Source organism: Comamonas sp. F1-6, assembly GCF_039581415.1.
GTDB classification, from domain to species: domain Bacteria; phylum Pseudomonadota; class Gammaproteobacteria; order Burkholderiales; family Burkholderiaceae_C; genus Comamonas; species Comamonas thiooxydans.
The window spans coordinates 52171-74989 of the sequence record NZ_JBCPWN010000001.1 but is presented as its reverse complement, the minus strand read 5'-3'; the positions used below and the strand labels follow the sequence as shown (position 1 = coordinate 74989).

Sequence of the window (22819 nt, the reverse complement as noted above, 5' to 3'; positions counted from 1 at the left end):
TGTTACAAGCTACGACCGCAATAGCGCTCGTGTTATGACACAAATCATGATTGCGTACAGCCGCCTACAATCAAGCCGTGCCCAAAACCTATCTGAACGCCGATCTGCACTGCCACTCCGTCGTCTCCGACGGCACTCTGACGCCCGAGCAACTGGCTCTGCGTGCTGCCGAGCGAGGGGTTGAGCTCTGGGCGCTGACCGATCACGACGAGGTCGGCGGCCAGCACCGGGCAGCAGCCGCAGCCAGGTCAGCAGGGCTGGACTATCTGACAGGCACTGAAATTTCCGTCAGCTTCTCGGGCAGCGGCGTACATATCGTGGGCCTGGGCTTTGACGCCGATAACGCAGCGCTGACCCGAGGCCTGTACGACACTCGCAACGGCCGCGGCCCACGCGCCCGCGAAATGGCCAGGCAGCTGGAACTGGCCGGCATTCCCGGCGCCTATGAAGGAGCACTGCGCCATGCAGGCAACCCCGAGCTGATCTCGCGCACCCACTTCGCGCGCTTTCTCCTGGAGAGCGGCGTCTGCAGCGACACCTATGAGGTCTTCAAACGCTATCTGACAGAAGGCAAGCCCGGTTATGTCGCCCATGTCTGGGCGAATCTGGAGGACGCCGTGCGCTGGATCGTGGATGCCGGCGGCGTGGCCGTGATTGCCCACCCGGCACGTTACGACTTGAGCCATAACGAGGAATATGCGCTGTTTTCCAAGTTCAAGGAACTCGGCGGCCAGGGCGTGGAGGTCGTGACCGGCAGCCACCGTCCGCACGAATATGCGATCTATGCCGATCTGGCCCTGGAATTCGGCCTGGCCGCATCGCGCGGCAGCGACTTTCACAGCCCCGATGAATCGCAGATAGACCTGGGGCAGCTGCCCTATCTGCCCAGTCAGCTCACTCCCGTCTGGGAGCTGCTGCAGGACCGCATACAGCGTGCATAAATCACAGAGAGAGATTGCATGACCACCGTTTTTGAAGTCTATCCAGAGAACCCGCAACCCCGCATCATCAAGCAGGCGGCGGACATGCTGCGCAAGGGTGCCATTCTTGCCGTACCCACCGATTCCAGCTATGCCCTGGTCTGCCACCTGGACGACAAGAACGCCGTGGACCGCATGCGCCGCATCCGGCAGATCAACGACAAGCACCACCTCACGCTGCTGTGCCGCGACCTGTCCGAGCTGGCCAACTATGCCCGCGTGGACAACCGCCAGTACCGCTTGCTCAAGCTGGCCACGCCAGGCCCCTACACCTTTATTCTTGAAGCCAGCAAGGAAGTGCCCAAGCGCCTGAGCCACCCTTCGCGCAAGACCATCGGCCTGCGCGTGCCGGATCGCAAAGGTCTGCAACTGCTGCTGGAAGAACTGGGCGAGCCCTTGCTGGCCACCACCTTGATTGCGCCCGGCGAGACCGAGCCGCTCAATGATGCCGAGTCGATTCTGGAGCGCTTCCCCCATGAGCTGGACGCCGTGGTCGACTCCGGTGCCTGCCCGCAGCAACCCACCACGGTGCTGGACCTCACGCCCATGGCCTTGAACAATCCCCCCGTCGTGGTGCGCCAGGGCATGGGCGGCCTGAAAGACATAGGCCTTCAGCCCGAATAGGCGCGGCCTCATGCACGAACAGCAGCTGCCGCAAGACTTTGTTCAGCGCCACTGGCCCTGGCTCATCGTCTCTTTGTGCGCTTACTCGGTGATGGTGGCGGTGCTGTTCTGGCAGGCGTCTCAGGCATGGCTGATCTATGCCCTGGCCACCCTCTGGACGGCATGGACGATTCGGGCTTATGCCGGAGGCAAGTCATTCCATGTCTCGCCAGGGCTGTCGGCACAGGCCGATGACTCCATACTGCGCCGCAGGGTCCTGCTGGGAACGGCTATCTGCCTCCATTTCGGCTTTACCGTCGTGGCCATTTACGGCTATCTGCACGAAGCTCGCTGAATCAAAGCTCTTCATAGGCCAGCTCGCGGGCACGAGCTGGACGCGCCTGCGCGGCCCCGGCTCCGCGCGGAGCCGGCATGGCAGAAGGAGCCAGACAAGGTGACTCATCGTCATCGAGTTTGAAGGCCCCCACCGCCTGCTGCAGATCCTGCGTACGCGCATTGAGCGCAGCAGCGGCTTGCGTGGCCTGCATGACCAGGGCGGCATTTTCCTGATTGGTGCTGTCCATGTGAGCCACGGCCGTATTCACATGGGCGATGCCCTCGCTTTGCTGCTGCAGCGCACCGGAGATTTCGCTCAGCAGACCTGTGACCTGACCTACGGACTGCATGATTTCCTTCATGGTGCTGCCGGCCTGGCCCACCAGGCCAGAGCCGCTTTCCACCTGAGTCACGCTGGCCGTGATCAGCTCCTTGATCTGTTTGGCCGCTTCGGCACTGCGCTGCGCCAGCGAGCGCACCTCGCTGGCCACCACGGCAAAGCCACGCCCCTGCTCTCCGGCGCGGGCCGCTTCCACGGCCGCATTGAGGGCCAGGATATTGGTCTGGAAGGCGATGCCTTCAATGACCTGAATGATGTCCACAATCTTGCGCGAGCTGCCGCTGATGGCATCCATGGTGTGAACGACCTGGTCCACCACATCACCGCCACGTCCGGCCGTGGCCGATGCAGTGACTGCCAGAGAGCTGGCCGAATGAGCGCGCTCTGCGTTCTGGCGCACTGTGACGGTGAGCTGCTCCATGCTGGCTGCGGTTTCGGTCAGCGCGCTGACCTGCTGCTCGGTGCGGCTGGAGAGGTTGATGTTGCCCGCATCGATTTCATAGGCCGAAACGGCCAGTGAATCGGTGGACTGCTTGATGCGACCCACCAACTCGGTCAGCGTGTCTTCCATGGTGCTCAGCGCAGTCAGAAGACGACCGAACTCGCCTTCGGCATTCGAAGAGAACTCCTTGCTCAAATCACCTGCTGCCACGGTCTCGGCAATCAGGATGGCTTCCTGCAATGGCGCCACGATGCGGCGGCGCAGGCTGATCCAGGACCACGTGCAGGAAATGCAGACCCAGGCGCCCAGTGCCAGCAGCCACCAGCGCGAACGCTCGACCTCCGCCATCAAGTTCTGCGACTGCTGCGCCGTGAGCGATCCCGCCTTGAGCACCTCCAGCACATCAGACATCGCTGACCAGGCAATTCCCATCAAAGCCAGGACAAAAACACTGATGCTGACAAATGCAATCACCAGTCGCTTGCTTACCGTCATATTGATCCCCTTGCCCTGTCCTGCCGAACGCCGTGTTATGTATTGATTTCGTCAACCCGCACAAAACCTGTTCCGCTGTGCAGGCAGCAACCACGGATTTGCGCGAGTTGCATTTTGCAACATCTGGTTTACCACACAACTATGTGCAACCCGTATTTCTGCAACAGCAAACGGCTTGTCCCGGTACAAGACAGCAGCTTGGCGCGGCGTCTGAGACAATCAGTGCGTGGAACTCATCGAACTCATACAAACCGTACTGATTTACGCACTGCCCGTGCTGTTCGCCATCACCATTCATGAGGCGGCGCACGGCTATGCTGCGCGTCACTTTGGCGACAACACCGCAGCCATGATGGGTCGCATCACGCTCAACCCCATCAAGCATATCGACCCCATCGGCACCATCTTGATGCCGCTGCTGCTGTATTTCGCTACCTCGGGCGCGTTTCTTTTCGGCTATGCCAAGCCCGTGCCCGTGCGCTTTGACCATCTGCGCCACCCCAAGCGCGACATGATCTGGGTAGCGCTGGCCGGCCCTGCCTCCAATTTCGTGCAGGCCGTGTTCTGGGGCCTGCTGCTGATCGTCTTGGTAGGCACAGGTCTGCACGAGCGCTTTTTCCTAGAGATGTGCCGCGCCGGCATTCTGGTCAACCTGGTGATGTGGGCCTTCAATCTCTTTCCGCTGCCGCCTCTGGACGGTGGCCGCATTCTGGTCGGTCTGCTGCCCTGGAAGCAGGCGCAACTGGTGGCGCGTGTCGAGCCCTATGGCTTTTTCATCGTCATGGCACTGGTGATTGCCGGCGTGGTCGGCAGCTACTGGCTGCGCCCGTTGATGAGCCTGGGCTACTCGGCCATCGATCTGATCCTCTACCCCTTCATGGCCTTGCTGCGCTGAACCCAGCGCCTGGTCTGCTACTGATATCTGTTGTTGATCCCTATGAGCACCACCCGTTTTCTGACCGGCATCACCCCCAGCGGAACCCCACACCTGGGCAACTACGCAGGCATGATGCGCCCCGCCATCGAAGCCAGTCGCGACAAAAATGTGGAGAACTTCTACTTTCTGGCCGACTACCACGCGCTCATCAAGTGCCAGGACCCCGAGCGCGTGCAACGCTCGACCATCGAAATCGCCGCCAGTTGGCTGGCCGCTGGTCTCGACCCCGAGCATGTGACCTTCTACCGCCAGTCGGACATCCCCGAGATTCCGGAGCTGACCTGGTTCCTGACCTGCGTGACCGGCAAGGGCCTGCTCAACCGCGCCCACGCCTACAAGGCAGCGGTGGACAAGAACAATGCATCCGGCAGCGAACCAGACGACGGCGTGACCGCCGGTCTCTTCATGTATCCCGTGCTCATGGGCGCCGACATTCTGATCTTCAACGCCAACAAGGTTCCTGTGGGCCGCGATCAGGTGCAACACCTGGAGATGGCGCGCGACATGGCGTCGAGCTTCAACCACATCTACGGCGGCGAGTACTTCACGCTGCCTGAGGCCGTGGTGGAGGAGTCCGTCGCCACCCTGCCCGGCCTTGACGGCCGCAAGATGAGCAAGAGCTACAACAACACGATTCCGCTGTTTGCGCCACGTGAACAACTCAGGAAGCTCATCAACAGCATCACCACCGACTCGCGCGCCCCCGGCGAGGCCAAGGAAGTCGAAGGCTCCGCCCTGTTCCAGATCTATCAAGGCTTTGCCAGCGAAGAGGAAAGTGCCGCCCTGCGCCAGCAATATGCCGAAGGCATTGCCTGGGGCGATGCCAAGCAGATCCTGTTCGAGCGCATCGACCGTGAAATCGCCCCCATGCGCGAGCGTTATGAATACCTGATTGCCCACCCGGCAGAGCTGGAAGAGATTCTTCAGGCCGGTGCCATCAAGGCACGCAAGCTGGCGACTCCTTTGCTGCAGCAACTGCGCGGCGCCGTCGGCATCCGCAACCTGGCGCAAGCCAGCAAGGCCAAGACCAAGGCTGCCAAGACTGCACTGCCCCAGTTCAAGCAGTATCGCGAATCCGATGGCCAGTTCTACTTCAAGCTGGTGGCCGCTGACGGTCAGCTGCTGCTGCAAAGCCTGGGTTTTACCGCCCCCAAGGAAGCGGGGCAGAACATCGCCCGGTTGCAGCGCGAAGGCGCGACGGCTCTGGCCGCCATCAAGCCGTGCCTGCAGACACTGGATGGTGTCAGCGATGACCTGGTGATCCAGGCTCTGGAACAACTGCGTGAGGCGGCCGAGCAATAGCTCCTCGCAGCCCGATGGACGCTGCCTCCGAATTCAAAGGACAGCGTGGATGTAATCCTTCGCACTAAAGGAACTACCGATGCGTATTGCTGCTCTGGATGACGATCCGCTACAACTGGAACTGTTGCAACAAGTCGCGACGGAAGCCGGACATAGCTGTCACTCTTACCTCAAGGGGGCCGCCCTGCAGCAAGCCCTGCGCCGCGAAAGCTTCGATTTGCTGCTGATTGACTGGGAGCTGCCCGATAGCAGCGGTCCGGATATCGTGCGCTGGGTGCGCGAGCAGATCAGCAAGGAAGTGCCGGTCATCTTCGTGACCCACCGCAGCGAAGAGGCCGACATTGTCGAAGGCCTGGCCAGCGGCGCCGATGACTTCATGATCAAGCCCATACGTGCGGGCGAGCTGCGTGCTCGCATCTCCGCCCTGCTGCGCCGCGCCTATCCGCTGACCGCACAAAGCGTGCTGGACTTCGGCCCCTACCGCTTTCTCACCACCACCAATGGGATAGAGATGGACGGCCAGCCCGTGGAGGTTACGCACCGTGAATACACTCTGGCACTGACGCTGTTCCAGAACCAGGGCCGTTTGCTCTCGCGCGATCATCTGCGCGAAGTCGTCTGGGGCCATAACGCCGAGGTGCAGTCGCGCTCGCTGGACACCCATGTCTCGCGCCTGCGCAATCTGCTGAACCTGCGCGCCGGTCAGCCCTATGCCATTTCAGCCGTTTATGGCTATGGTTACCGCCTGGATGTCCCCGAAGCTGCGCAGCCCGCAGCCCCAGCTGCCTGAGTTCGGCAGCCCCCATAACCTAGCTTTAAAAAATGCCTGATTTACGTCAAAACCTCTTTTCCGTCCACTCCCCGGCGCCCATTCTGGGTGCAGGCATGCTGTGGGTGGCGTTTGGAGGGATGACGGCAACAGGTCTGGCCCATGCCCAGATCACTCCCCGCGGCAACGATGTCATTGCCCACCGCGTGGTGACTGGAGATACGCTGGAGATGCTGGCAGCACGCTATCTGGGCGACCACAAGCGCTGGACAGCGCTGCAAAGTCACAACAAGGTGGAAAACCCCCTGCGCCTGCGCCCCGGTTCGGTGCTGGAAATTCCCACGCGTCTGTTGCGCGCAGCGATGGCTTCGGTGGTGTTTGTGCAAGGCGATGTGCAAAGCACACGCTCTGCGAGCCATCTCGCAGACTCCGTCAACGCGCCGCCTCAGCCCGTGCAAAAAGGCCAGCTGCTGCAGGAAGGCGATTCGCTCCAGGTTCCGGCCAACGCCTTTGTCTCCGTGCGCCTGGCAGATGGCTCACTGGTGCGCGTGCAGTCCGAATCCGATGTCGAGCTGCGCCAGATGCGCCGCAAAGGCCGAGCCGGCAGTCTGCAGTCCATCATCGATCTGCGCGAGGGCGCAATTGAAGCAAAAGTGTCCAGGCAAGCCAATGGCGAGCGCCGCTTCGAGGTGCGCACCCCGGCGGCCTCGACCAGCGTGCGCGGCACCCAGTTTCTGGTGATGAGTGATGACGAGGGCCGCACGGCTGCTGCCGTCGACGAAGGCTCGGTCGCCGTGCAGACGGGCCAGCCCTCAGCCTTGCTCAGGCCAGGTCAAGGTCTGTCCGTCTCCGCAAACGGCCAGATCGGCAAGCCCACAGCCATGCTGGGGGCTCCCGATATTGCGGCCTGGCCCGCTCTTGTCGAAGACGCCAACTGGGTCAGCCTGCCCCTGCCAGCCATGGCTGGTGCCGTGCGCTACCAAGTGCTGCTCGCTCAGGACAAGGAGCTGACCCAGATCGTGCGCGGCGGCATGTTCACAAGGTCACCTGCACGCCTGACGGGTGTCGAAGACGGCAGCTACATTGCGGCCATTCGCGCCATTGACGCCAACGGCATTCCTGGCAAACGCAGCCTGCAAGTGTTGCGCGTCAAAGCTCATCCGGTGCCGCCGCTCTATGAGTCTCCAGCACCTGAAGCCACCATCGGACAGGGCCAGCACGGCCTGCAATGCACCCAGGTGGCGGAAGCCTCGGCCTACCGTATCCAGGTAGCCACCGCCGACGGCAGCTTTGCCCAGCCGCTGATCGACGCCAACGACCTCAAGGACTGCGCCCTGCCTGCCAGTGCGCTGGCCAAGCTGCCTGTCGGCGAATATATGTGGCGCGTAGGCAGCATCCGTAAGCTCGGCAACGGCCAGCCGGATGCGGGTCCTTTCGCAGCCCCGCAAAAGATGAAACTGGCCCTGGCACCCAAATCGCCCGAGCTGGAGATCGGCGGCGCGCCCGGCGAAGGCAGCAGCCATATTCACTGGGCAGGTGAAGAGGGTCAACGCTACCGTATCGTGGTGGCCAGCGACGCCGGTTTCACTGCGCCCCTGATCGACACCTGGATAACCCAGCCTCAGTGGAGCACGCAGGATCTGCCTCCTGGCACCTACTATCTGCAGATGCAGGTCGAGGATGCCAACGGCCTGCGCAGCAATCTCTCTGTCGCGCGCCAATTCCAGACCGGCAACTGGGTGACCTCGTCCGAGGGGCAGGCGCTGACTTCCGGCGACGGTTCACGCCTGATGCGCCAGTAAAAACCATAGCTGCCAGCGCTTGAATTCCATGAAGCTTCATAGGATTCATATCTTGATCGCTTATATGACAAGCGCTGGAAGCTATTGTTTTATGAGCCTCTCACCGAGTCACCCACATGGTTGAAGCGCCCGGCCTGCGTAAAAACCGCTTGCAGGACCTGCGCCTGAGCTGGCTGCTGCTCAGCGCTTTCCTGCTCGGCATGACCTGGTGGCTCAGCGGCCCGGGGCAGCTGGCACGTTTCAACGGCATTATTCAGGACACTTCGGCCTGGCTTCACCAGCGTCCAGCCTCGCCCGATGTTGTCATCGTGGCCATCGACGATGACAGCATCGACAGCATAGGCCGCTGGCCCTGGCGGCGTGCACTGCACGCCGCCGTGCTGGAGCGCATCACTCAAGGACAGCCCCGCGCCATCGGCATGGATGTGGTCTTCGGCGAGGAAGACTGGGACTACCCCGGCGACGATCTGCTGCTGCAACGAGCACTGCAAAAAAGCGGCAACGTAGTGCTGCCCGTCACGCGCGCCGCGCAAAGCGCCGCCACCGCCCCTTTACAGAGCCTTGCCAGCGAGGCTGCTGCTCTGGGGCACACCCAGATGCCTATGGATGCCGATGGTGTGGTGCGACGCTTTTATGCACAGGAAGGCAAGGCCGGCCAGCTCTGGTGGCATATGGCGCTGAGCCTGCACTGCGTGGGCCAGACCACCCGACCCTGCCAACCATCTGCCCCACCTCCAGCAGACTCGGTTGCAGCCAACTCCTGGCAAAAGCTGCAGCCCCAGTTCATCGCTTTTGCCCGGGCTTCGCGGGACCGCCAGAACAGCCCGGGCTCGCCGTTCACCACCTACTCTTATATCGACATCCTGCGCGGCAATATCCCAGCGGTCGCTTTTCGCGGCAAATACGTGCTGATTGGAGCCACTGCCGCAGGTCTTGGCGAAAAATTCACGGCCCCTATCGGCTTTGATGCGCGCCTGATCTCGAATGTGGAGATGCTGGGCCATGTGCTCAATGGCATCCTTGAGGACACACATCTGGAGCCAGCCACTGCCACGCTCAACCGCAGCCTCAATGTGCTGCCCGTGCTGCTGGGCCTGCTGGCTCTGGCCTGGCTCGGCCCTTCTGGCGGGCTGATTTCCAGCATCCTGCTGGCCTTGCTCAGTCTGTCGATAGCCGGTTTGGCGCCGCGTTGGGGTCATGTGCAGACCGCCCCCGCGGCGGCACTGCTGGGCCTGTCGCTTGCCTACCCGCTCTGGAGCTGGCTGCGCCTGCGCGCCGCCACACGCTTTCTGGCGCTGGAGCTGCGCGATCTGCAAGGCCAGGGCCTGCCCGCCCCCTCGCTCAAGAGCGACGCACTCGATCAGCGGATCGACGCTGTGGAGCAAGCCTCGCGCCAGCTGCGCGCATTGCATCACTTCGTCAGCGAAAGCCTGCGCCAGCTGCCCTCGGCCACTTTTGTCTGCGACCGCGAAGGGCTGCTGCTGCTTGCCAACACGGCCGCGCACCGCTATATCGAGAGCCTGGAGCACAAACTCCAGCAAGGTGACGATCTGGTCGCCCTGCTCCACGGCCTGAACAGCGCCAGCAGCGACGGCGGCCGCGCTGCCAGCAGCACGCCACTGCTCACGCACAGCGCATTGCAGCAAGCTACTCTGTCACGCCAGAGCGAAGGGCGCGACACCCAGGGCCGCCATCTGATGCTGCTGAGCCAGAGCTTCGAGGCACCGCCCACCTCGGGCTGGCTCATCACCCTGGTCGATATCAGCGACCTGCGCAGCGCACAGGCCCAGCGCGACCAAGCCATGCAGTTCATCTCCCACGATATCCGTGCACCGATAGGCTCCATCATCACCTTGCTGGAGATGCAGCGCACAGGCAAGCGCATCGATTCGCAAGATGCACTGTTTGACCGCATTGAGGGCTATGCCCAGTCGTCTCTTCAGCTGGCAGACGATTTTGTGCATCTGGCCAGAGCCCAGCAGCAGCAATACCGCAGCGAAGTCCTGGACCTGGGCCTGCTGGCGGATCAGGCCGTCTCGGATTGCTGGACCCTTGCCCAGCAGCAGAACATGCAACTGGTGTTCGAGCTGCCGGATGCCGAAGCCTGCGTGCATGGCGACCCCGGCCTGCTGCACCGCGCCGTCATCAACCTGTTGAGCAATGCCATCAAATACGGCAAGCCACAGACTGGGGATGGCGGTGCCCAAGTGGAAATCGCCGTTGTCGAGCAAGACAGCCAATGGGGCATCGCCGTGCGCGATCACGGCTCCGGCATGGACGAGGCATCGCTGGCCAGACTCAGCCAGCCCTTCGAGCGCCTGCAGCAACACCAGCGCATGGATGGCGTGGGCCTGGGCCTGGCCTTCACGCGCACCGTGGCACAGCGTCATGGCGGCAGCCTGCAGATAAGCAGCCAGCTGGGCCAAGGCAGCAGCTTCACCTTGCTGATACCCAAAGCCTGAGCCCAGAAACGAAAAAGCCTCAGAACTTTTCAGTTCTGAGGCTTGACGTTTTGTGGTGCGGCTGGCAGGAATCGAACCCACGACCCCTTGGTTCGTAGCCAAGTACTCTATCCAGCTGAGCTACAGCCGCAACAGGGTTGTATTCTAGCAGTGCAAAAACGGCTCTCGAACCAAATCGACAACTTTTTCGCGTTCATGCAAAGAAAAAGCCTGCCATCGATGAAGACGGCAGGCTTTCATGCAGTTTGGTAGGGCGTGGCGGACTTGAACCGACGACCAAAGGATTATGAGTCCTCTGCTCTAACCAACTGAGCTAACGCCCCAACACTGACAACAGCCGTGGCTGCCACCAGAAAAACTTCGCCATTGTAGGGCCTAACGCTTGTGACTCAGAGCATTGCTCACCAGTTTGGATGTGATATCGACAATCTGGATCATCTTGTCGTAGTGCATGCGCGTGGGGCCGATCACCCCCAAGGTGCCGACCACCTTGCCGTCGAGTTCATAGGGAGCACTCACTACAGACAAATCTTCAAACGGCACGGTCTGGCTCTCGCCGCCGATGTAAATGCGCACGCCATCAGCCTGATTGGAGAAGTCCAGCAACCTAAGGATTTGCGTTTTCTGCTCGAACAGGTCGAAAGCGCGGCGCAGATTGCCCATATCGCTGGAAAAATCGCTCACGGACAGCAGATTGCGCTCGCCGGCGATCACCACATCCTCGCGATCATGGTTGCTCATGACCTCAGTGCCTACATTCACCGCTGCCTGCATGAGGCTGGCAACCTGGCCCCGCAATTGCTCCACCTCGGTCTGCAGCCGCGTGCGCACCTCCTCCATTGTCAAACCGGCGTAATGGTGATTGAGGAAATTCGAGGCTTCTATCAGTTGCGAGGACTCGTAATCCACATCCGTGAAGATCACGCGGTTTTGCACATCGCCTTCGGGTGAGACGATGATGACCAGAAAGCGCCGCTCCGACAAGCGCACGAACTCGATATGCTTGAAGACGGAGCTTCGACGCGGCACCATGACCACACCCACGAACTGGGAGAGGTTGGACAGCAGATTGGCCGCATTGGCAATCACCTTCTGCGGCTGTTCAGGCATCAGGCCGGGCGTTACAAGATCGCAGCGGTCCACAGTCAGCATGGTGTCGACAAACAGGCGATATCCCCTGGCTGTCGGCACGCGGCCTGCCGATGTGTGAGGACTGATGATCAGACCCATCTCTTCCAGGTCGGCCATCACATTGCGTATGGTGGCAGGCGACAATTCAAGCCCGGATGCACGTGAAAGAGTGCGCGAGCCGACTGGTTGACCGTCAGCGATGTAACGCTCGATCAGCGCTTTGAGCAATAACTTGGCACGTTCGTCGAGCATGATTTCATTTTAATGATGTAATTTCCCAGATGACATCCACGTTCCACCATATTGCCCTGATCGGCAAGTACCACACACCCGCAGCAGGCGTTCCGTCCGATGCAGCCAGCGAAGCGCTGCAACAGATTGCCGGTTACGTGCGCAGCCTGGGTTGTGAGGTGATTCTGGATACCCAGTCCGCCATCTATGCGGGCCTGCCCGATTACCCGAGCATGGACGTTGACGGTCTGGGCAGGCATTGCGACCTCGGCCTGGTGGTGGGCGGCGACGGCACCATGCTGGGCGTGTGCCGCCATCTGGCGCGCTATGGCACGCCGCTGGTCGGCATCAACCAGGGCCGCCTGGGGTTTGTCACCGATATCGCCCTGGATGAATTCGAAGCCTCCATCACGCCCATACTGCAGGGCGAGTACGAGGAAGACGAACGCACCCTGATGAATGCTCGCGTCATGCGCGACGGCCAGTGCGTGTTTGAAGCCCAAGCCATGAATGATGTGGTGGTCAACCGTGGCTCGACCTCGGGCATGGTGGAGCTGCGCATCGAGGTCGGCGGCAGCTTTGTCTCCAACCAGCGCGCGGACGGCTTGATCGTGGCCACCCCCACGGGCTCCACCGCCTATGCGCTCTCGGCCGGCGGCCCCATGCTGCACCCCTCGATTCCTGCCTGGGTGATGGTGCCCATCGCGCCGCACAACCTCTCCAACCGCCCCATCGTGCTCTCCGACGCTCAGGAAGTGACTATCGAGGTGGTGGGCGGCCGAGGCGACGCCAGCGCGAACTTTGACATGCAGTCACTGAAATCGCTGCAGCATGGTGACCGCATCCTGGTGACGCGCGCCGATCACAGCGTGCACTTTCTGCACCCCAAGGGCTGGAATTACTTCGACACCCTGCGCAAAAAACTGGGCTGGAACGAGGGAGGCGTCTGACCATGGCCTTGAAGCGCATCGTCCTGCGGGACTTTGTGATCGTCCAGTCACTCGATCTGGACTGGCAGACCGGCTTCACGGTGCTTACCGGCGAAACCGGGGCCGGCAAATCCATCATGCTCGACGCTCTGCAACTGGTTCTGGGCGCACGAGCCGATGCACAGGTGGTGCGCGAAGGCTGCCCTCAGGCCGATATTTGCGCAGAGTTCGATTGCCCACCCCATCTTCATGAATGGCTGGAAGAGTCGGGTTTTGCGCAGGAGCAGGATTTGCTGCTGCGCCGCGTCATCGACAGTCTGGGCCGCAGCCGCGCCTGGATCAACGGCTCTCCCGCAACAGCCACGCAGCTGCGCCATCTGGGCGATCAGCTGATCGACATTCACGGCCAGCATGCCTGGCAAAGCCTGACTCGCCCGGATGCAGCACGCGCCATGCTGGATACCTACGGCGGCATTGAAACGGCCCAGCTCAAATCGCTTTGGCTGGACTGGCGCCAGAACCATCAGGCACTGGAGCAGGCGCTATCGGCCCAGGACAATCTGCAACGCGAACGGGAGCGCCTGCAATGGCAGATTTCCGAGCTGGACAAGCTGTCGCCGCGCGCCGAAGAGTGGGATGAGCTCAATGCCCAGCACACACGTCTGTCACACGCGCAGACCTTGATGGACTCGGCCCAGTCCTGTCTGCAACTGCTGGAGGATGACGATGCGGGAGCGGCCACCCCATTGGGCAGGGCCCACCACCTGCTGCAGGACCAGGAGCATCTTGAGCCTGAGTTTCAGAGCATTGCCGACGTACTGGGCTCCTGTGTGGCCCAGTTGCACGATGCCCGTCACTCGCTGCAGGCCTATCTGCGCCGCGCCGATCTGGATCCCGAGCTGCTGGCCGATCTCGATGAACGCCTGTCGCTGTGGATGCAACTGGCGCGCCGCTACAAGCGCACACCCGAGGACTTGCCCACCCTGCTCGAAGGCTGGAAACAGGAGCTGCACCAGCTGGATGCTGCCGTCGATGTGGAGGGGCTGCGCGCCAAAGAGCAAGCCGCCCACCTCAGGTATCAGGCCGAGGCGCGCAAAATCTCGCAGCAGCGCACCCTGGCTGCACCACGCCTGTCACGCGCCATCACCCAGTCCATGCAAAGCCTGGGCATGAAGGGCGGCCGTTTCGAAGTGCAGCTCGAACATGCCGATGCCGCCAGTCCCGCGGGCACGGACAGCATCACTTTTCTGGTTGCAGGCCATACCGGCGCCACGCCCAAACCCGTTGCCAAGGTGGCATCGGGCGGCGAGTTGTCGCGCATCTCGCTGGCCATTGCCGTGACCACCAGCGAACTGGGCCAGGCCGGGACCCTGATTTTTGACGAGGTGGACTCCGGCGTGGGCGGAGCCGTGGCCGAAACCGTGGGCCGCCTCATGCACTCGCTCGGCGATTCACGCCAGGTGCTGGCCGTCACTCACCTGCCCCAGGTCGCTGCCTATGCAGACCAGCACTACCGGGTGACCAAGCGCCCCAAGTCCAACACCACCATCAGCAGCGTGGATCCGCTGACTGGCGAGGAGCGCGAGATGGAAATGGCCCGCATGCTGGGCGGCGAGCACCTGTCCGAAGCAACCATGGCTCATGCCAGAGAAATGCTGGCCATGGCAAGATTGCCTGCAAAGCAGGCCGCAAACAGCGCCCAGCGTCCATCGGGCACCCAGGCCCGAAGTGCCAAGGCCAGCACTACAGCACGCAAAAGCAGCAAAGTCAGAGGAGTTTGAAATCATGTCCATGGAGATTGTTCTGATCAGCGGCATGTCCGGATCGGGCAAATCCGTTGCGCTGCATGCGCTGGAGGATGCTGGCTACTACTGCGTCGACAATCTGCCCCCGGAACTGCTGCAGTCCTTTGTGGAGCTCAAGCTCAACCATCAGGACGAGAAAGTGGCCATTGCCATGGATGCACGCAGCGCCAAGGGCCTGCCTCAGCTGCCTGATCAGCTGCATCGCCTCAAAAAGCAGGGGCTGATGCCGCGCATGATTTTTCTCGATGCCGACAGCAGCACCCTGATCAGGCGCTTTTCGGAAACCCGCCGGCGCCATCCTCTGTCCCCCGGCTCCCTGACGAACGAGCGCCAGGCACTGGAGCTCGATATCGAAAAGGAGCGCGAGCTGCTGGGCCTGCTGCGCGACCGCTCCATCGTCATCGACACCGGCGACCTCAAGTCGGCGCAGCTGCAAAGCTATATCAAGCAGATCATCGAAGCACCCACAGGGCAGATGACGCTGATGTTCCAGTCCTTTGGGTTCAAGCACAGCATGCCTACAGACTCTGACTATGTGTTTGATGTGCGCATGCTGCCCAATCCCTTCTACGACAAGGAACTGCGTGCCTTGACGGGCCTGGACAAGCCGGTTGCCGACTATCTGGGCGCCTTGCCCGAGGTGCAGCAGATGCAGCTGGATATACAGCAGTTCCTCGAACGCTGGCTGCCGCTGCTGGCCAGAGACCACCGCAGCTATGTCACCGTGGGCATAGGCTGCACGGGCGGGCAGCACCGCTCGGTCTTTCTCGTCGAAGCCCTCGCCAGGCACTTCGAGAAGCAGTGGCCCACCGTACGCCGCCACCGCTCACTGGATTTTCGCGACAAATTCATCCAGGTCTCTCAGCAGTTTCTGGCCCCGGACGCCATCCACCCGATCAGCTGACCCGCATGCTCAGCCCTCAGACGTCAGCCATGCAGGTGCTGCTGCTCGAAGACGACCCAGCCATTGCAAGAACGATTTGCTACGCTCTGGAGCGCGAGGGCATTGCCGTCACCCACAGTCTGCTGATCGCCGATGCGCGTCAGCAATGGAGCAGGACAGCATTTGATGTGCTGCTCATGGACGTAGGCCTGCCCGACGGCAACGGCCTGGACTGGTGCCGCGAGCTGCGCTCTGCCGGCTCCATTGTTCCGGTGCTGGTGCTCAGTGCCAGAGGCGAGGAGATGGACAAGGTTCTGGGCCTGGAGCTGGGCGCGGACGACTATCTGACCAAGCCCTTCAGCCCGCGCGAGCTGCTGGCGCGCACCCGCGCCCTGCTGCGCCGCTCCAGGCAATTCCAGCCTGTAGCGCCCGCCCAGCTTGCAAGAGCACTTCAAATAGATGAGCAAGGGCAGCGTGTCCTGATCCACAGCAAGGCACTAGATCTGACCAGGCGCGAATATCAGCTGCTGCAGAGCCTGGTCAACGCGGCAGGCCGCATCCTGAGCCGCGACGCCTTGCTGGAGCAAATCTGGGGGCTGGACAGCGAGAGCACCGACCGCACGGTGGATACCCACATCAAGACCCTGCGCGCCAAACTGCGCGAGCGTTTGCCCGATCAGGAGCTCATTGTCACCCACCGCGGTCTGGGCTATAGCCTGAACCAGCCCGGATAGCCGGTATGCGTCTGGGCCTGCGTCTCTTCTTCGCCTTCTTCCTGATCAACGGTCTGGCCGCCTTTTTCGTGCTGCGCGTCTTCATGGTGGAGATCAAGCCCAGCGTGCGCAAGGTGACCGAGGACACGCTGGTGGAGACCGCCTATGCGCTTGCCACGCTGGCCAGTGCCGACATGGAAAAAGGCCTGCTGCAAGCCGGTGCGGACAGCACGTTTGCCACCCAGCTGCACGGCTACACACAAAAGCCGATACAGGCCTGGATCTGGGACACGCGCAAGACCACGCTGGATCTGCGCATCACCGTCACTGACGCACGGGGCATAGTGCTGTTCGACTCCCAGGGCAGGGACCAGGGCGCCGACTACTCGCGCTGGCGCGATGTCTATCTGACGCTGCGCGGTGAATATGGCGCACGCACCACGCGAGCCGTCAAGGAGGACGAATCCAGCAGCGTCATGTATGTCTCCGCGCCCATCATGGTGGACGGCCAGATTGCCGGGGTGCTGACCACCTCCAAGCCTTCCAGCTCGGTACAGAAAATCGTCGACGGCGCGGAGCAGAAGATTCTGCGCGGCGGCCTGCTGTTTGTGCTGCTGTCCGCCGCCGTGGGCTGTGCGGTCACCTGGTGGTTTGTGCTTCACGTACGCCGGCTGCGCAACTACGCACAGCAGGTGCAGGCCCCCACGCTCAACGAGTCTGCCCACCCCGCTCAGACCTCTGCCCCTGCTTCCATACCCGACATGCCCGGCGAGCTGGGCGAGCTGGCACAGGCCATGGACAATATGCGCAAGCGCCTGGAGGGGCGCGACTATATCGAGGGCTATGTGCGCGCCCTGACCCACGAACTCAAAAGCCCGGTTGCCGCCATACGCGGCGCGGGCGAGTTGCTGCAGGAAGAGCTGCCGCCCCAGGACCGGGCCATGTTTGCCGGACAGGTGGTGGACCAGAGCCTGCGTCTGCAGAATCTGATCGACCAGCTGCTCCAGCTCAGCCGCCTCGAGCAGCGCCAGCAACTGGACACCAGCCATGGCTGCAGCCTGATGGAATGTGCCCGGCAAGCAATGGCTGCGCTGCAAAGCCATGCCGAGCAACGCGGCATGGCCCTGCACCTGAGCGGTGTGGACAGCAGCGGCCCCTGGGAGGCCGGCCTGGTCACTCTGGCCATCAGCAATCTGCTGCAGAACGCCCTGGATTTCTCTGCAGAGAACAGCGTGATCGAGCTTGAGCTGGCCCCGCACCGCATCACCGTCAGCGATCAGGGTCCGGGCGTGGCCGAGCCCTTGCTGGCCCGCCTGGGCGAGCGCTTCTTCACGACCCCCAGACCTAACGGAGAGCGCAGCGGCACCGGGCTGGGCCTGTCCATTGTCACTCGCATCATGCATCTTCATGGCGGCAGCATGCAGGTCCGAAATCGCCACCCCGGCCTCGCCGTGACACTGGATTTTGCTCCCCAAAGCTGAGCAGCCAAGGCTTTCGAGCAGGACTTCACACCCGCTTCACAGACTTCATTGCGCCCACACAGTCGCTGCCGACACTGCGTCCTGAAACCCCTCATTCAGGAGCACGCATGAAAAACCGACTGCTGTTCAAGACAGTCTCACTGCTGATCGTTCTGGCCTTGCTCATGGCCGGCCTGTCCATGATTCAGGATGTGGTGAAAGACCGCATCCGCAACCGCGACTACGCCGTGCAAAGCGTGGTCTCCAGCCTGGCCGGCACGCAGACGCTGATCGGCCCGGCCCTGGTGCAGAACTGCACGGAAACCACCAGCACGACCAATGGCAAGAAAATCGAGTACAGCACCCGCGAATTCCAGCGCATGCTGCTGCCCGACACGCTCAACCACGATGCCAACGCCAAAATGGAAGAGCGCTCACGCGGCCTGCACCACATCAACACCTATGTGCTGCACGACCAGATCTCGGCCGGTTTTGCCAATGCCGCGCAGTATGCGGAGCTGCCCAAACCCAGCGAGCCCAACGCCGTGGTGCGCTGCAAGAAAGTCTTTGCGGCATCCGCAGTGCGACGCTGCAGGCCAACGGCCAGGATCTGGCGGTCGAGTCCGGCACTCCGCTGGAGCGCTACGGCAAGGGCATCCAGGCGGAAATTGACTCCAGCCTGCTGAAAAAAGGCGAAGCCCTGAATCTGGAACTCAAGCTGCAGTTGCTGGGCACGGAGCAGCTCGCCTTCAGCCCCATCGCCACGGAAAGCAAGGTCACGCTGACGGCCGACTGGCCTCATCCCTCGTTTGGCGGCAGCTTTCTACCCAGCCGACGCGAAGTGACGGACAGCGGCTTCACCGCCAGCTGGGAGCTGTCCTCGCTGGCCACCTCTGCCAGCACGGCCTTTACCCGCCAGCAACGTCTTTGCAGCCCTGGCTACTGGGGCAGCTCGGAAACCTATGCCGCCTCTGCAGCCCGCGGCCATGACGACAGCGGCCCCTGCCTCGAAACCATGGACACGGAGTTCGTCAACCCCGTCAATGTCTACTCGCTGAGCGAGCGTGCCACCAAGTACGGCATTCTTTTTGTGATCCTGACCTTTGTCGCGGTCGGCCTGTTCGAAGTCATGAAAAAGCTGCGCGTTCACCCCGTGCAGTACCTGCTGGTCGGCTCGGCCTTGTGCAGCTTCTTCCTGTTGCTGATCAGCCTGTCCGAACACCTGGGCTTTGCCACGGCCTATGCGATTGCGGCCAGCTCCTGCGTGGCTCTGCTGGCCTTCTATGCCAGCCATATTCTGGGCAGCATCAGACGCGGCCTGCCGTTCGCAATTGCCATCTCGGCCCTGTACGGCCTGCTGTATGTGCTGCTGCAGCTGGAGCAGACCGCTCTGGTCGTCGGCTCCATCGCCCTGTTCGGCGTGCTGGCCCTGGTCATGATCTGCACGCGTCATGTGGACTGGTACGCCTTTGGACGCAGCGAGAGCGAAGCGCCAAACAAGTCTTCGAAACAAGAGGAGGCCGCATGAACCAGTCACGACACACCCCGCAGGCTCAGGCCTTGCTGAACACTTCGTCGCGCCATCTGCTTGGCGAGCCTTGCCAGCTCAGCGTGCAGCAGTACCAGCAACTCTGGCTGAGCGCACAAAGCCAAGGCGACCGCAAGGCGCAGCAAGTCCTGCGCCAGCAGGTGGTGGCCGCGGGCCGGCAATTGCAGACACAGCGCGGCAACCCGCAGGCCAGGGTCCTGTGGCTGGCCTTGATGGGACTGCGCTGCTCCATGCTGATGCCCAGATTGCGCTTCTGAAATCTGCAGCCATCAAAAAAGGTGACGCCGCCCGTCACCTTTTTTCATTCATGCGGCAGGCGTGCAAGCCAGCTCGGCATCGAGCAGCTTGCGGATCGGGGCCGGCAGACCCAGCTCCGCCCAGGCCGCGGCATCCGCCCAGCAGGATTCATCAGCCTCTGAGACCAGGGCGGCATGCGCCTGATCGACGGGCACAAGAACCGGATGCAGGTGCAGATCCTTGTGGGTCAGCACATGCAGAAAGCCGGGAAGGTCCTGCCAGCTCCGGGTCCCGTCCTGAGGCCATGCGGCCTGCGCATGGCTTTGCAGTGCCGCATAGTCTTCAAAGACCGGCGGGCTGTAAAGCCCGGCCCAGATACCGGCTTGCGGACGCTTTTGCAACCATACGCGGCGCTGCGCGTCCACCGCCAGCAGCAGCCACCAGGACTCGGCGCTGCGCTTGATCTTGCGCGTGCGCACGGGATAGTTCTCCGGGTTGCCGGCGCGGGCCGCCCGGCATTCGGAGTGCAGAGGGCACACCAGGCAGGTGGGCTTGCGCGATGTGCAGACGCTGGCGCCCAGATCCATCATGCCCTGGGTGTAGCGCGGCATGGCTTCGTGCAGATTCTCGGTGGGACACAGTTGCTGGGCGTGTTCCCACAGCTGCTTTTCATTTCTGGACTGAGCCAGATCCGCATCGAACGCCAGCACCCTTGTGAGAACACGTCGCACATTGGCATCCAGAATCGGCACCCGCTCGGAAAAGCAGAACGATGAAATGGCACCGGCCGTGGAACGGCCAATGCCTGGCAAGGTCGCCAATTCTTCGGCTGTTTGCGGAAAAGCCCCGCCCCATTGCTCCATCACGGTCTGCGCGCATTTATGCAGATTGCGCGCGCGGCTGTAGTAGCCCAGGCCGCTCCACAGCGCCAGCACGGCATCCTGCGGTGCAGCCGCCAGGCTGGCCACATCCGGGAAAGCGTCCAGGAAGCGCTGGTAGTAGCCCAGCACGGTGCTGACCTGGGTCTGCTGCAGCATGATTTCAGACAGCCAGACGCGGTAAGGGTCACGAGTTTGCTGCCAGGGCAGATGATTGCGGCCATGGCTGGCCTGCCACTGCACTACGGCTGCGGCAATCGAAGGGAGAGTCAAGATTTCAAGCTACCAGGTTGATGTCCAACGGCATGGACGCGGCCTGCGGCCGCTCGGCCGCAATCGGATCCAGCAATTGCGCCGATGCGCTGATCAGCTGCGTCTGCAGCATGCCCAGGCGGGCTTGCGCATTTTCCATGTCTGCAATGCGCTCCTCCAGTTCAGTGGCTGCACCGCTGATCCGGTCCACAGCCTCCAGGCGGCGCGTGTAACTGCGTTTACGTTCGCGCAATTGTGCATCGACTGGTGCAGTCAGTGATTTGCTCCACATATCCACGTCGTTCGATGCCGCTTCAAACACCGTGCGCAGACGCAGCGCCAGAGCTTTGATCAGGCGCTGCGAAAAGTCGGCACTGCCGAGCCTGATGACACTGCCAAGCCCCAAATACTGGGTGTAACTGCCTTCGATGCTGCGCAAGTCGTCCTTGAGCTCGGACAGCACCAGCTGCGGAGGTGTCTGCAGGGAGAAGCCAAACTCCGCATTGAGCTCCTTGAACGAGGAACTCATCATTGCCTGGATCTCATCGGCCTGGTCCTGCGCCTTTGCAGCCACGGCATGCAGGCGCTCGAAAGTCTGCTCATAGACCTTGCGCAGGCCAAGTTTGAGCCCACGCTGATCCAGCGCTTCTTTCAGCTCGGCCAATTCGGCCTTCAAAGTGCTCGAGCTCAGAAGCAGGAAAAGCTCCTTGAGCATGCGCATATGGATATTGCGCATGGCCTGGATGCGGCTGGCACTCTGGTCGAATCCCTTGTGCTCGGCCTCGATACGGGCACGCATGCTGGCAATCACCGTCGCATTCTTGCCGCGCAGGCCGCAGAGCTCGGCCAGCTGGTCGTCGAGATCGCCGCGGCGCATATTGATGACACGCTCCACCTGCGACTGCAGTTGTTGCACATTGGTGCGCACAGCAGCCTGCAGCACTTTCTGGCGCTGCCCCATGATGCCATTGGCCAGAAGGTCTTCAAAAGCGGGCAGGCCGCTGGCCTGAAGCAGGCTGTCGTTATGCCCCACCTTGGCGACCAGCCCCTTCTGGGCGGAGATGGGCAGCACGCGCTCCAGCGCCACCCCCAGCAACTGGGCCGAGTCCTGCTGCTGACGGCGCAACTGGGCCTGCACCTGCGCGCCAGAACTCAGACTGTCCCACAGCGTATCCACCTTGTTGAGCACCACCAGACGCGATGCTGCCAGAGCGTCATCGCCCCCCGCCTTGCCGGCTCCTGCCGGTAGCACATGGTCGCGCCAGATGGCAAGGTCGGACTTGGTCACGCCGGTATCGGCGCCCAGCACAAAGACCACAGCATGTGCCTGGGGTATCAGATTGACGGTCAGCTCCGGCTCGGCCCCCACGGCATTCAGACCAGGCGTGTCGAGAATCACCAGTCCCTGCTTGAGCAGAGGATGGGGCATATTGATCAAGGCATGACGCCACATCGGCACTTCGACCCAGCCGTCGGCATCGACCATGGGGTTGTCGGCAGCCTCGTCGTCATGCCAAAAGCCCCAGGCCCTGGCCTGATCGATGGAGACCTTGCGCACCTCCGCCACCTTGGCCAGCGTGTCGGATATCTGCTGCGCATCGGCGATATCCAGCGGCTGCTGCACCCAGGCGTCGGGACGCATGCGCCACTGGCCGAGGCTCTCCGGCGACTCTCTGGTATCAATGGGCAGCAGACGCAGACAAGGCGGCAGCTCCGGCTCCCAGCCCAGCTCTGCCGGACACATGGTGGTGCGGCCTGCACTGGCCGGCATCAGCCGGCGGCCGTAATGGGCAAAGAAGACAGCGTTGATCAGCTCGGATTTGCCGCGCGAGAACTCGGCCACGAAGGCAACCATGACCTTGTCGGTGCGCATCTGCTCTTCCAGTCTCTGCAAGCGCTCCTGCACCGAAGCGTCCAGCAGATCCTGGGCAATCAACCATTCACGCAGCTCCTGCAGTTGGGTGGCAAAGCCCCGTCGCCATGCGCCATACTGACCAAACTGCTCGTTGAATGAAGCTGACACATCTACCCCTCTTGTTTGTCTGAGTCGCCGGGTCAGCCAAGGCTGACCGCCTGATCAATATATAGCATTGCCCCTTGACAGCATCTACGGCTCTTCCAGAGGCTGGCCTGATATCTCCAGCCGCCAAGTATCTGCGCGCAACGGCGCAGAACAGCGCCAATGCCTGGGCACTGGCGACGCCTCTGAGGCATATCAAGCATCAAAATGAAATTGTGACGTCAAAACATGCCTGAACGCATACTCAAACTGCGGTATTAGCT

General features: G+C 62.0%; 20 protein-coding genes and 2 tRNA genes. 16 read left to right on the top strand and 6 right to left on the bottom strand.

What is annotated here, in order from left to right; all coding sequences use genetic code 11:
- Nucleotides 1–77 precede the first annotated feature (77 nt).
- The 3 genes from AAIL66_RS00365 to AAIL66_RS00355 are packed head-to-tail and all read left to right on the top strand — an operon-like array spanning nt 78 to nt 1938.
- A complete protein-coding gene (locus AAIL66_RS00365; RefSeq protein WP_343495755.1) occupies nt 78–941 on the top strand; it encodes a 3',5'-nucleoside bisphosphate phosphatase in 864 nt (287 codons plus the stop codon).
- A gap of 18 nt (nt 942–959) precedes the next feature.
- The gene (locus AAIL66_RS00360) at nt 960–1604 is read left to right on the top strand and encodes an L-threonylcarbamoyladenylate synthase (protein WP_003066094.1); all 645 of its coding nucleotides are present in this window, start codon (nt 960–962) and stop codon (nt 1602–1604) included.
- A gap of 10 nt (nt 1605–1614) precedes the next feature.
- Entirely contained in the window at nt 1615–1938 is a 324-nt protein-coding gene (locus AAIL66_RS00355) for a hypothetical protein (RefSeq protein WP_343495754.1), read from the top strand.
- 1 nt (nt 1939) lies between these two features.
- Here AAIL66_RS00355 and AAIL66_RS00350 read toward each other — a convergent pair whose 3' ends face one another.
- Nucleotides 1940–3196, bottom strand: a complete 1257-nt coding sequence (locus AAIL66_RS00350) for a methyl-accepting chemotaxis protein (protein ID WP_034381733.1) — start codon at nt 3194–3196, stop codon at nt 1940–1942.
- Between the two features lie 226 nt (nt 3197–3422).
- Between AAIL66_RS00350 and AAIL66_RS00345 the strand changes: the two genes are divergently transcribed.
- The 5 genes from AAIL66_RS00345 (at nt 3423) to AAIL66_RS00325 (ending at nt 10468) form a co-directional block, all read left to right on the top strand.
- Nucleotides 3423–4091, top strand: coding sequence for a site-2 protease family protein (locus AAIL66_RS00345; protein ID WP_343495753.1), 669 nt, complete (start codon nt 3423–3425; stop codon nt 4089–4091).
- A gap of 42 nt (nt 4092–4133) precedes the next feature.
- On the top strand, nt 4134–5435 hold the full coding sequence (locus tag AAIL66_RS00340; protein WP_034357651.1) for a tryptophan--tRNA ligase: 1302 nt from the start codon (nt 4134–4136) through the stop codon (nt 5433–5435).
- A 79-nt stretch (nt 5436–5514) separates the two neighbouring features.
- Nucleotides 5515–6225, top strand: a complete 711-nt coding sequence (locus tag AAIL66_RS00335) for a response regulator transcription factor (protein WP_034357649.1) — start codon at nt 5515–5517, stop codon at nt 6223–6225.
- A gap of 95 nt (nt 6226–6320) precedes the next feature.
- The gene (locus tag AAIL66_RS00330) at nt 6321–8006 is read left to right on the top strand and encodes a FecR domain-containing protein (protein ID WP_343495896.1); all 1686 of its coding nucleotides are present in this window, start codon (nt 6321–6323) and stop codon (nt 8004–8006) included.
- Between the two features lie 116 nt (nt 8007–8122).
- Nucleotides 8123–10468 (top strand): CHASE2 domain-containing protein, encoded by a 2346-nt coding sequence (locus AAIL66_RS00325; protein WP_343495752.1) that lies wholly within the window; start codon nt 8123–8125, stop codon nt 10466–10468.
- 53 nt (nt 10469–10521) lie between these two features.
- On the opposite strand, the gene AAIL66_RS00320 is transcribed toward AAIL66_RS00325, so the two are convergent.
- From AAIL66_RS00320 to hrcA, 3 genes are all read right to left on the bottom strand, one after another.
- Nucleotides 10522–10598, bottom strand: a tRNA-Arg gene (locus tag AAIL66_RS00320).
- 116 nt (nt 10599–10714) lie between these two features.
- Nucleotides 10715–10791 (bottom strand) — tRNA-Ile (locus AAIL66_RS00315).
- Nucleotides 10792–10843: 52 nt separating this feature from the next.
- On the bottom strand, nt 10844–11851 hold the full coding sequence (gene hrcA / locus AAIL66_RS00310) for a heat-inducible transcriptional repressor HrcA (RefSeq protein WP_003066063.1): 1008 nt from the start codon (nt 11849–11851) through the stop codon (nt 10844–10846).
- Between the two features lie 29 nt (nt 11852–11880).
- Between hrcA and AAIL66_RS00305 the strand changes: the two genes are divergently transcribed.
- From AAIL66_RS00305 to AAIL66_RS00270, 8 genes are all read left to right on the top strand, one after another.
- Nucleotides 11881–12780: an NAD kinase gene (locus tag AAIL66_RS00305; protein ID WP_343495751.1), complete on the top strand. Its 900-nt coding sequence runs from the start codon at nt 11881–11883 to the stop codon at nt 12778–12780.
- A gap of 2 nt (nt 12781–12782) precedes the next feature.
- Nucleotides 12783–14540, top strand: coding sequence for a DNA repair protein RecN (gene recN, locus AAIL66_RS00300; protein WP_343495750.1), 1758 nt, complete (start codon nt 12783–12785; stop codon nt 14538–14540).
- 4 nt (nt 14541–14544) lie between these two features.
- Nucleotides 14545–15468 carry an RNase adapter RapZ gene (gene rapZ / locus AAIL66_RS00295; RefSeq protein WP_034357618.1) on the top strand — a complete coding sequence of 308 codons (924 nt, stop codon included), beginning with the start codon at nt 14545–14547 and terminating at the stop codon, nt 15466–15468.
- 29 nt (nt 15469–15497) lie between these two features.
- Nucleotides 15498–16181 carry a two-component system response regulator CreB gene (creB, locus tag AAIL66_RS00290; protein ID WP_045838413.1) on the top strand — a complete coding sequence of 228 codons (684 nt, stop codon included), beginning with the start codon at nt 15498–15500 and terminating at the stop codon, nt 16179–16181.
- A 5-nt stretch (nt 16182–16186) separates the two neighbouring features.
- Nucleotides 16187–17641, top strand: coding sequence for a two-component system sensor histidine kinase CreC (gene creC / locus AAIL66_RS00285; RefSeq protein ID WP_343495749.1), 1455 nt, complete (start codon nt 16187–16189; stop codon nt 17639–17641).
- Nucleotides 17642–17748: 107 nt separating this feature from the next.
- A complete protein-coding gene (locus AAIL66_RS00280; protein WP_343495748.1) occupies nt 17749–18306 on the top strand; it encodes an inner membrane CreD family protein in 558 nt (185 codons plus the stop codon).
- A complete protein-coding gene (creD, locus tag AAIL66_RS00275; RefSeq protein ID WP_343495895.1) occupies nt 18195–19148 on the top strand; it encodes a cell envelope integrity protein CreD in 954 nt (317 codons plus the stop codon). The genes AAIL66_RS00280 and creD overlap by 112 nt, the downstream gene beginning before the upstream one ends.
- Nucleotides 19145–19426 carry a hypothetical protein gene (locus tag AAIL66_RS00270; protein WP_034389269.1) on the top strand — a complete coding sequence of 94 codons (282 nt, stop codon included), beginning with the start codon at nt 19145–19147 and terminating at the stop codon, nt 19424–19426. The genes creD and AAIL66_RS00270 overlap by 4 nt, the downstream gene beginning before the upstream one ends.
- Nucleotides 19427–19474: 48 nt before the next feature.
- On the opposite strand, the gene mutY is transcribed toward AAIL66_RS00270, so the two are convergent.
- Nucleotides 19475–20557, bottom strand: a complete 1083-nt coding sequence (gene mutY, locus AAIL66_RS00265; protein WP_343495747.1) for an A/G-specific adenine glycosylase — start codon at nt 20555–20557, stop codon at nt 19475–19477.
- Nucleotides 20558–20561: 4 nt separating this feature from the next.
- Nucleotides 20562–22559: a dynamin family protein gene (locus AAIL66_RS00260; RefSeq protein ID WP_343495746.1), complete on the bottom strand. Its 1998-nt coding sequence runs from the start codon at nt 22557–22559 to the stop codon at nt 20562–20564.
- Between the last annotated feature and the right edge of the window lie 260 nt (nt 22560–22819).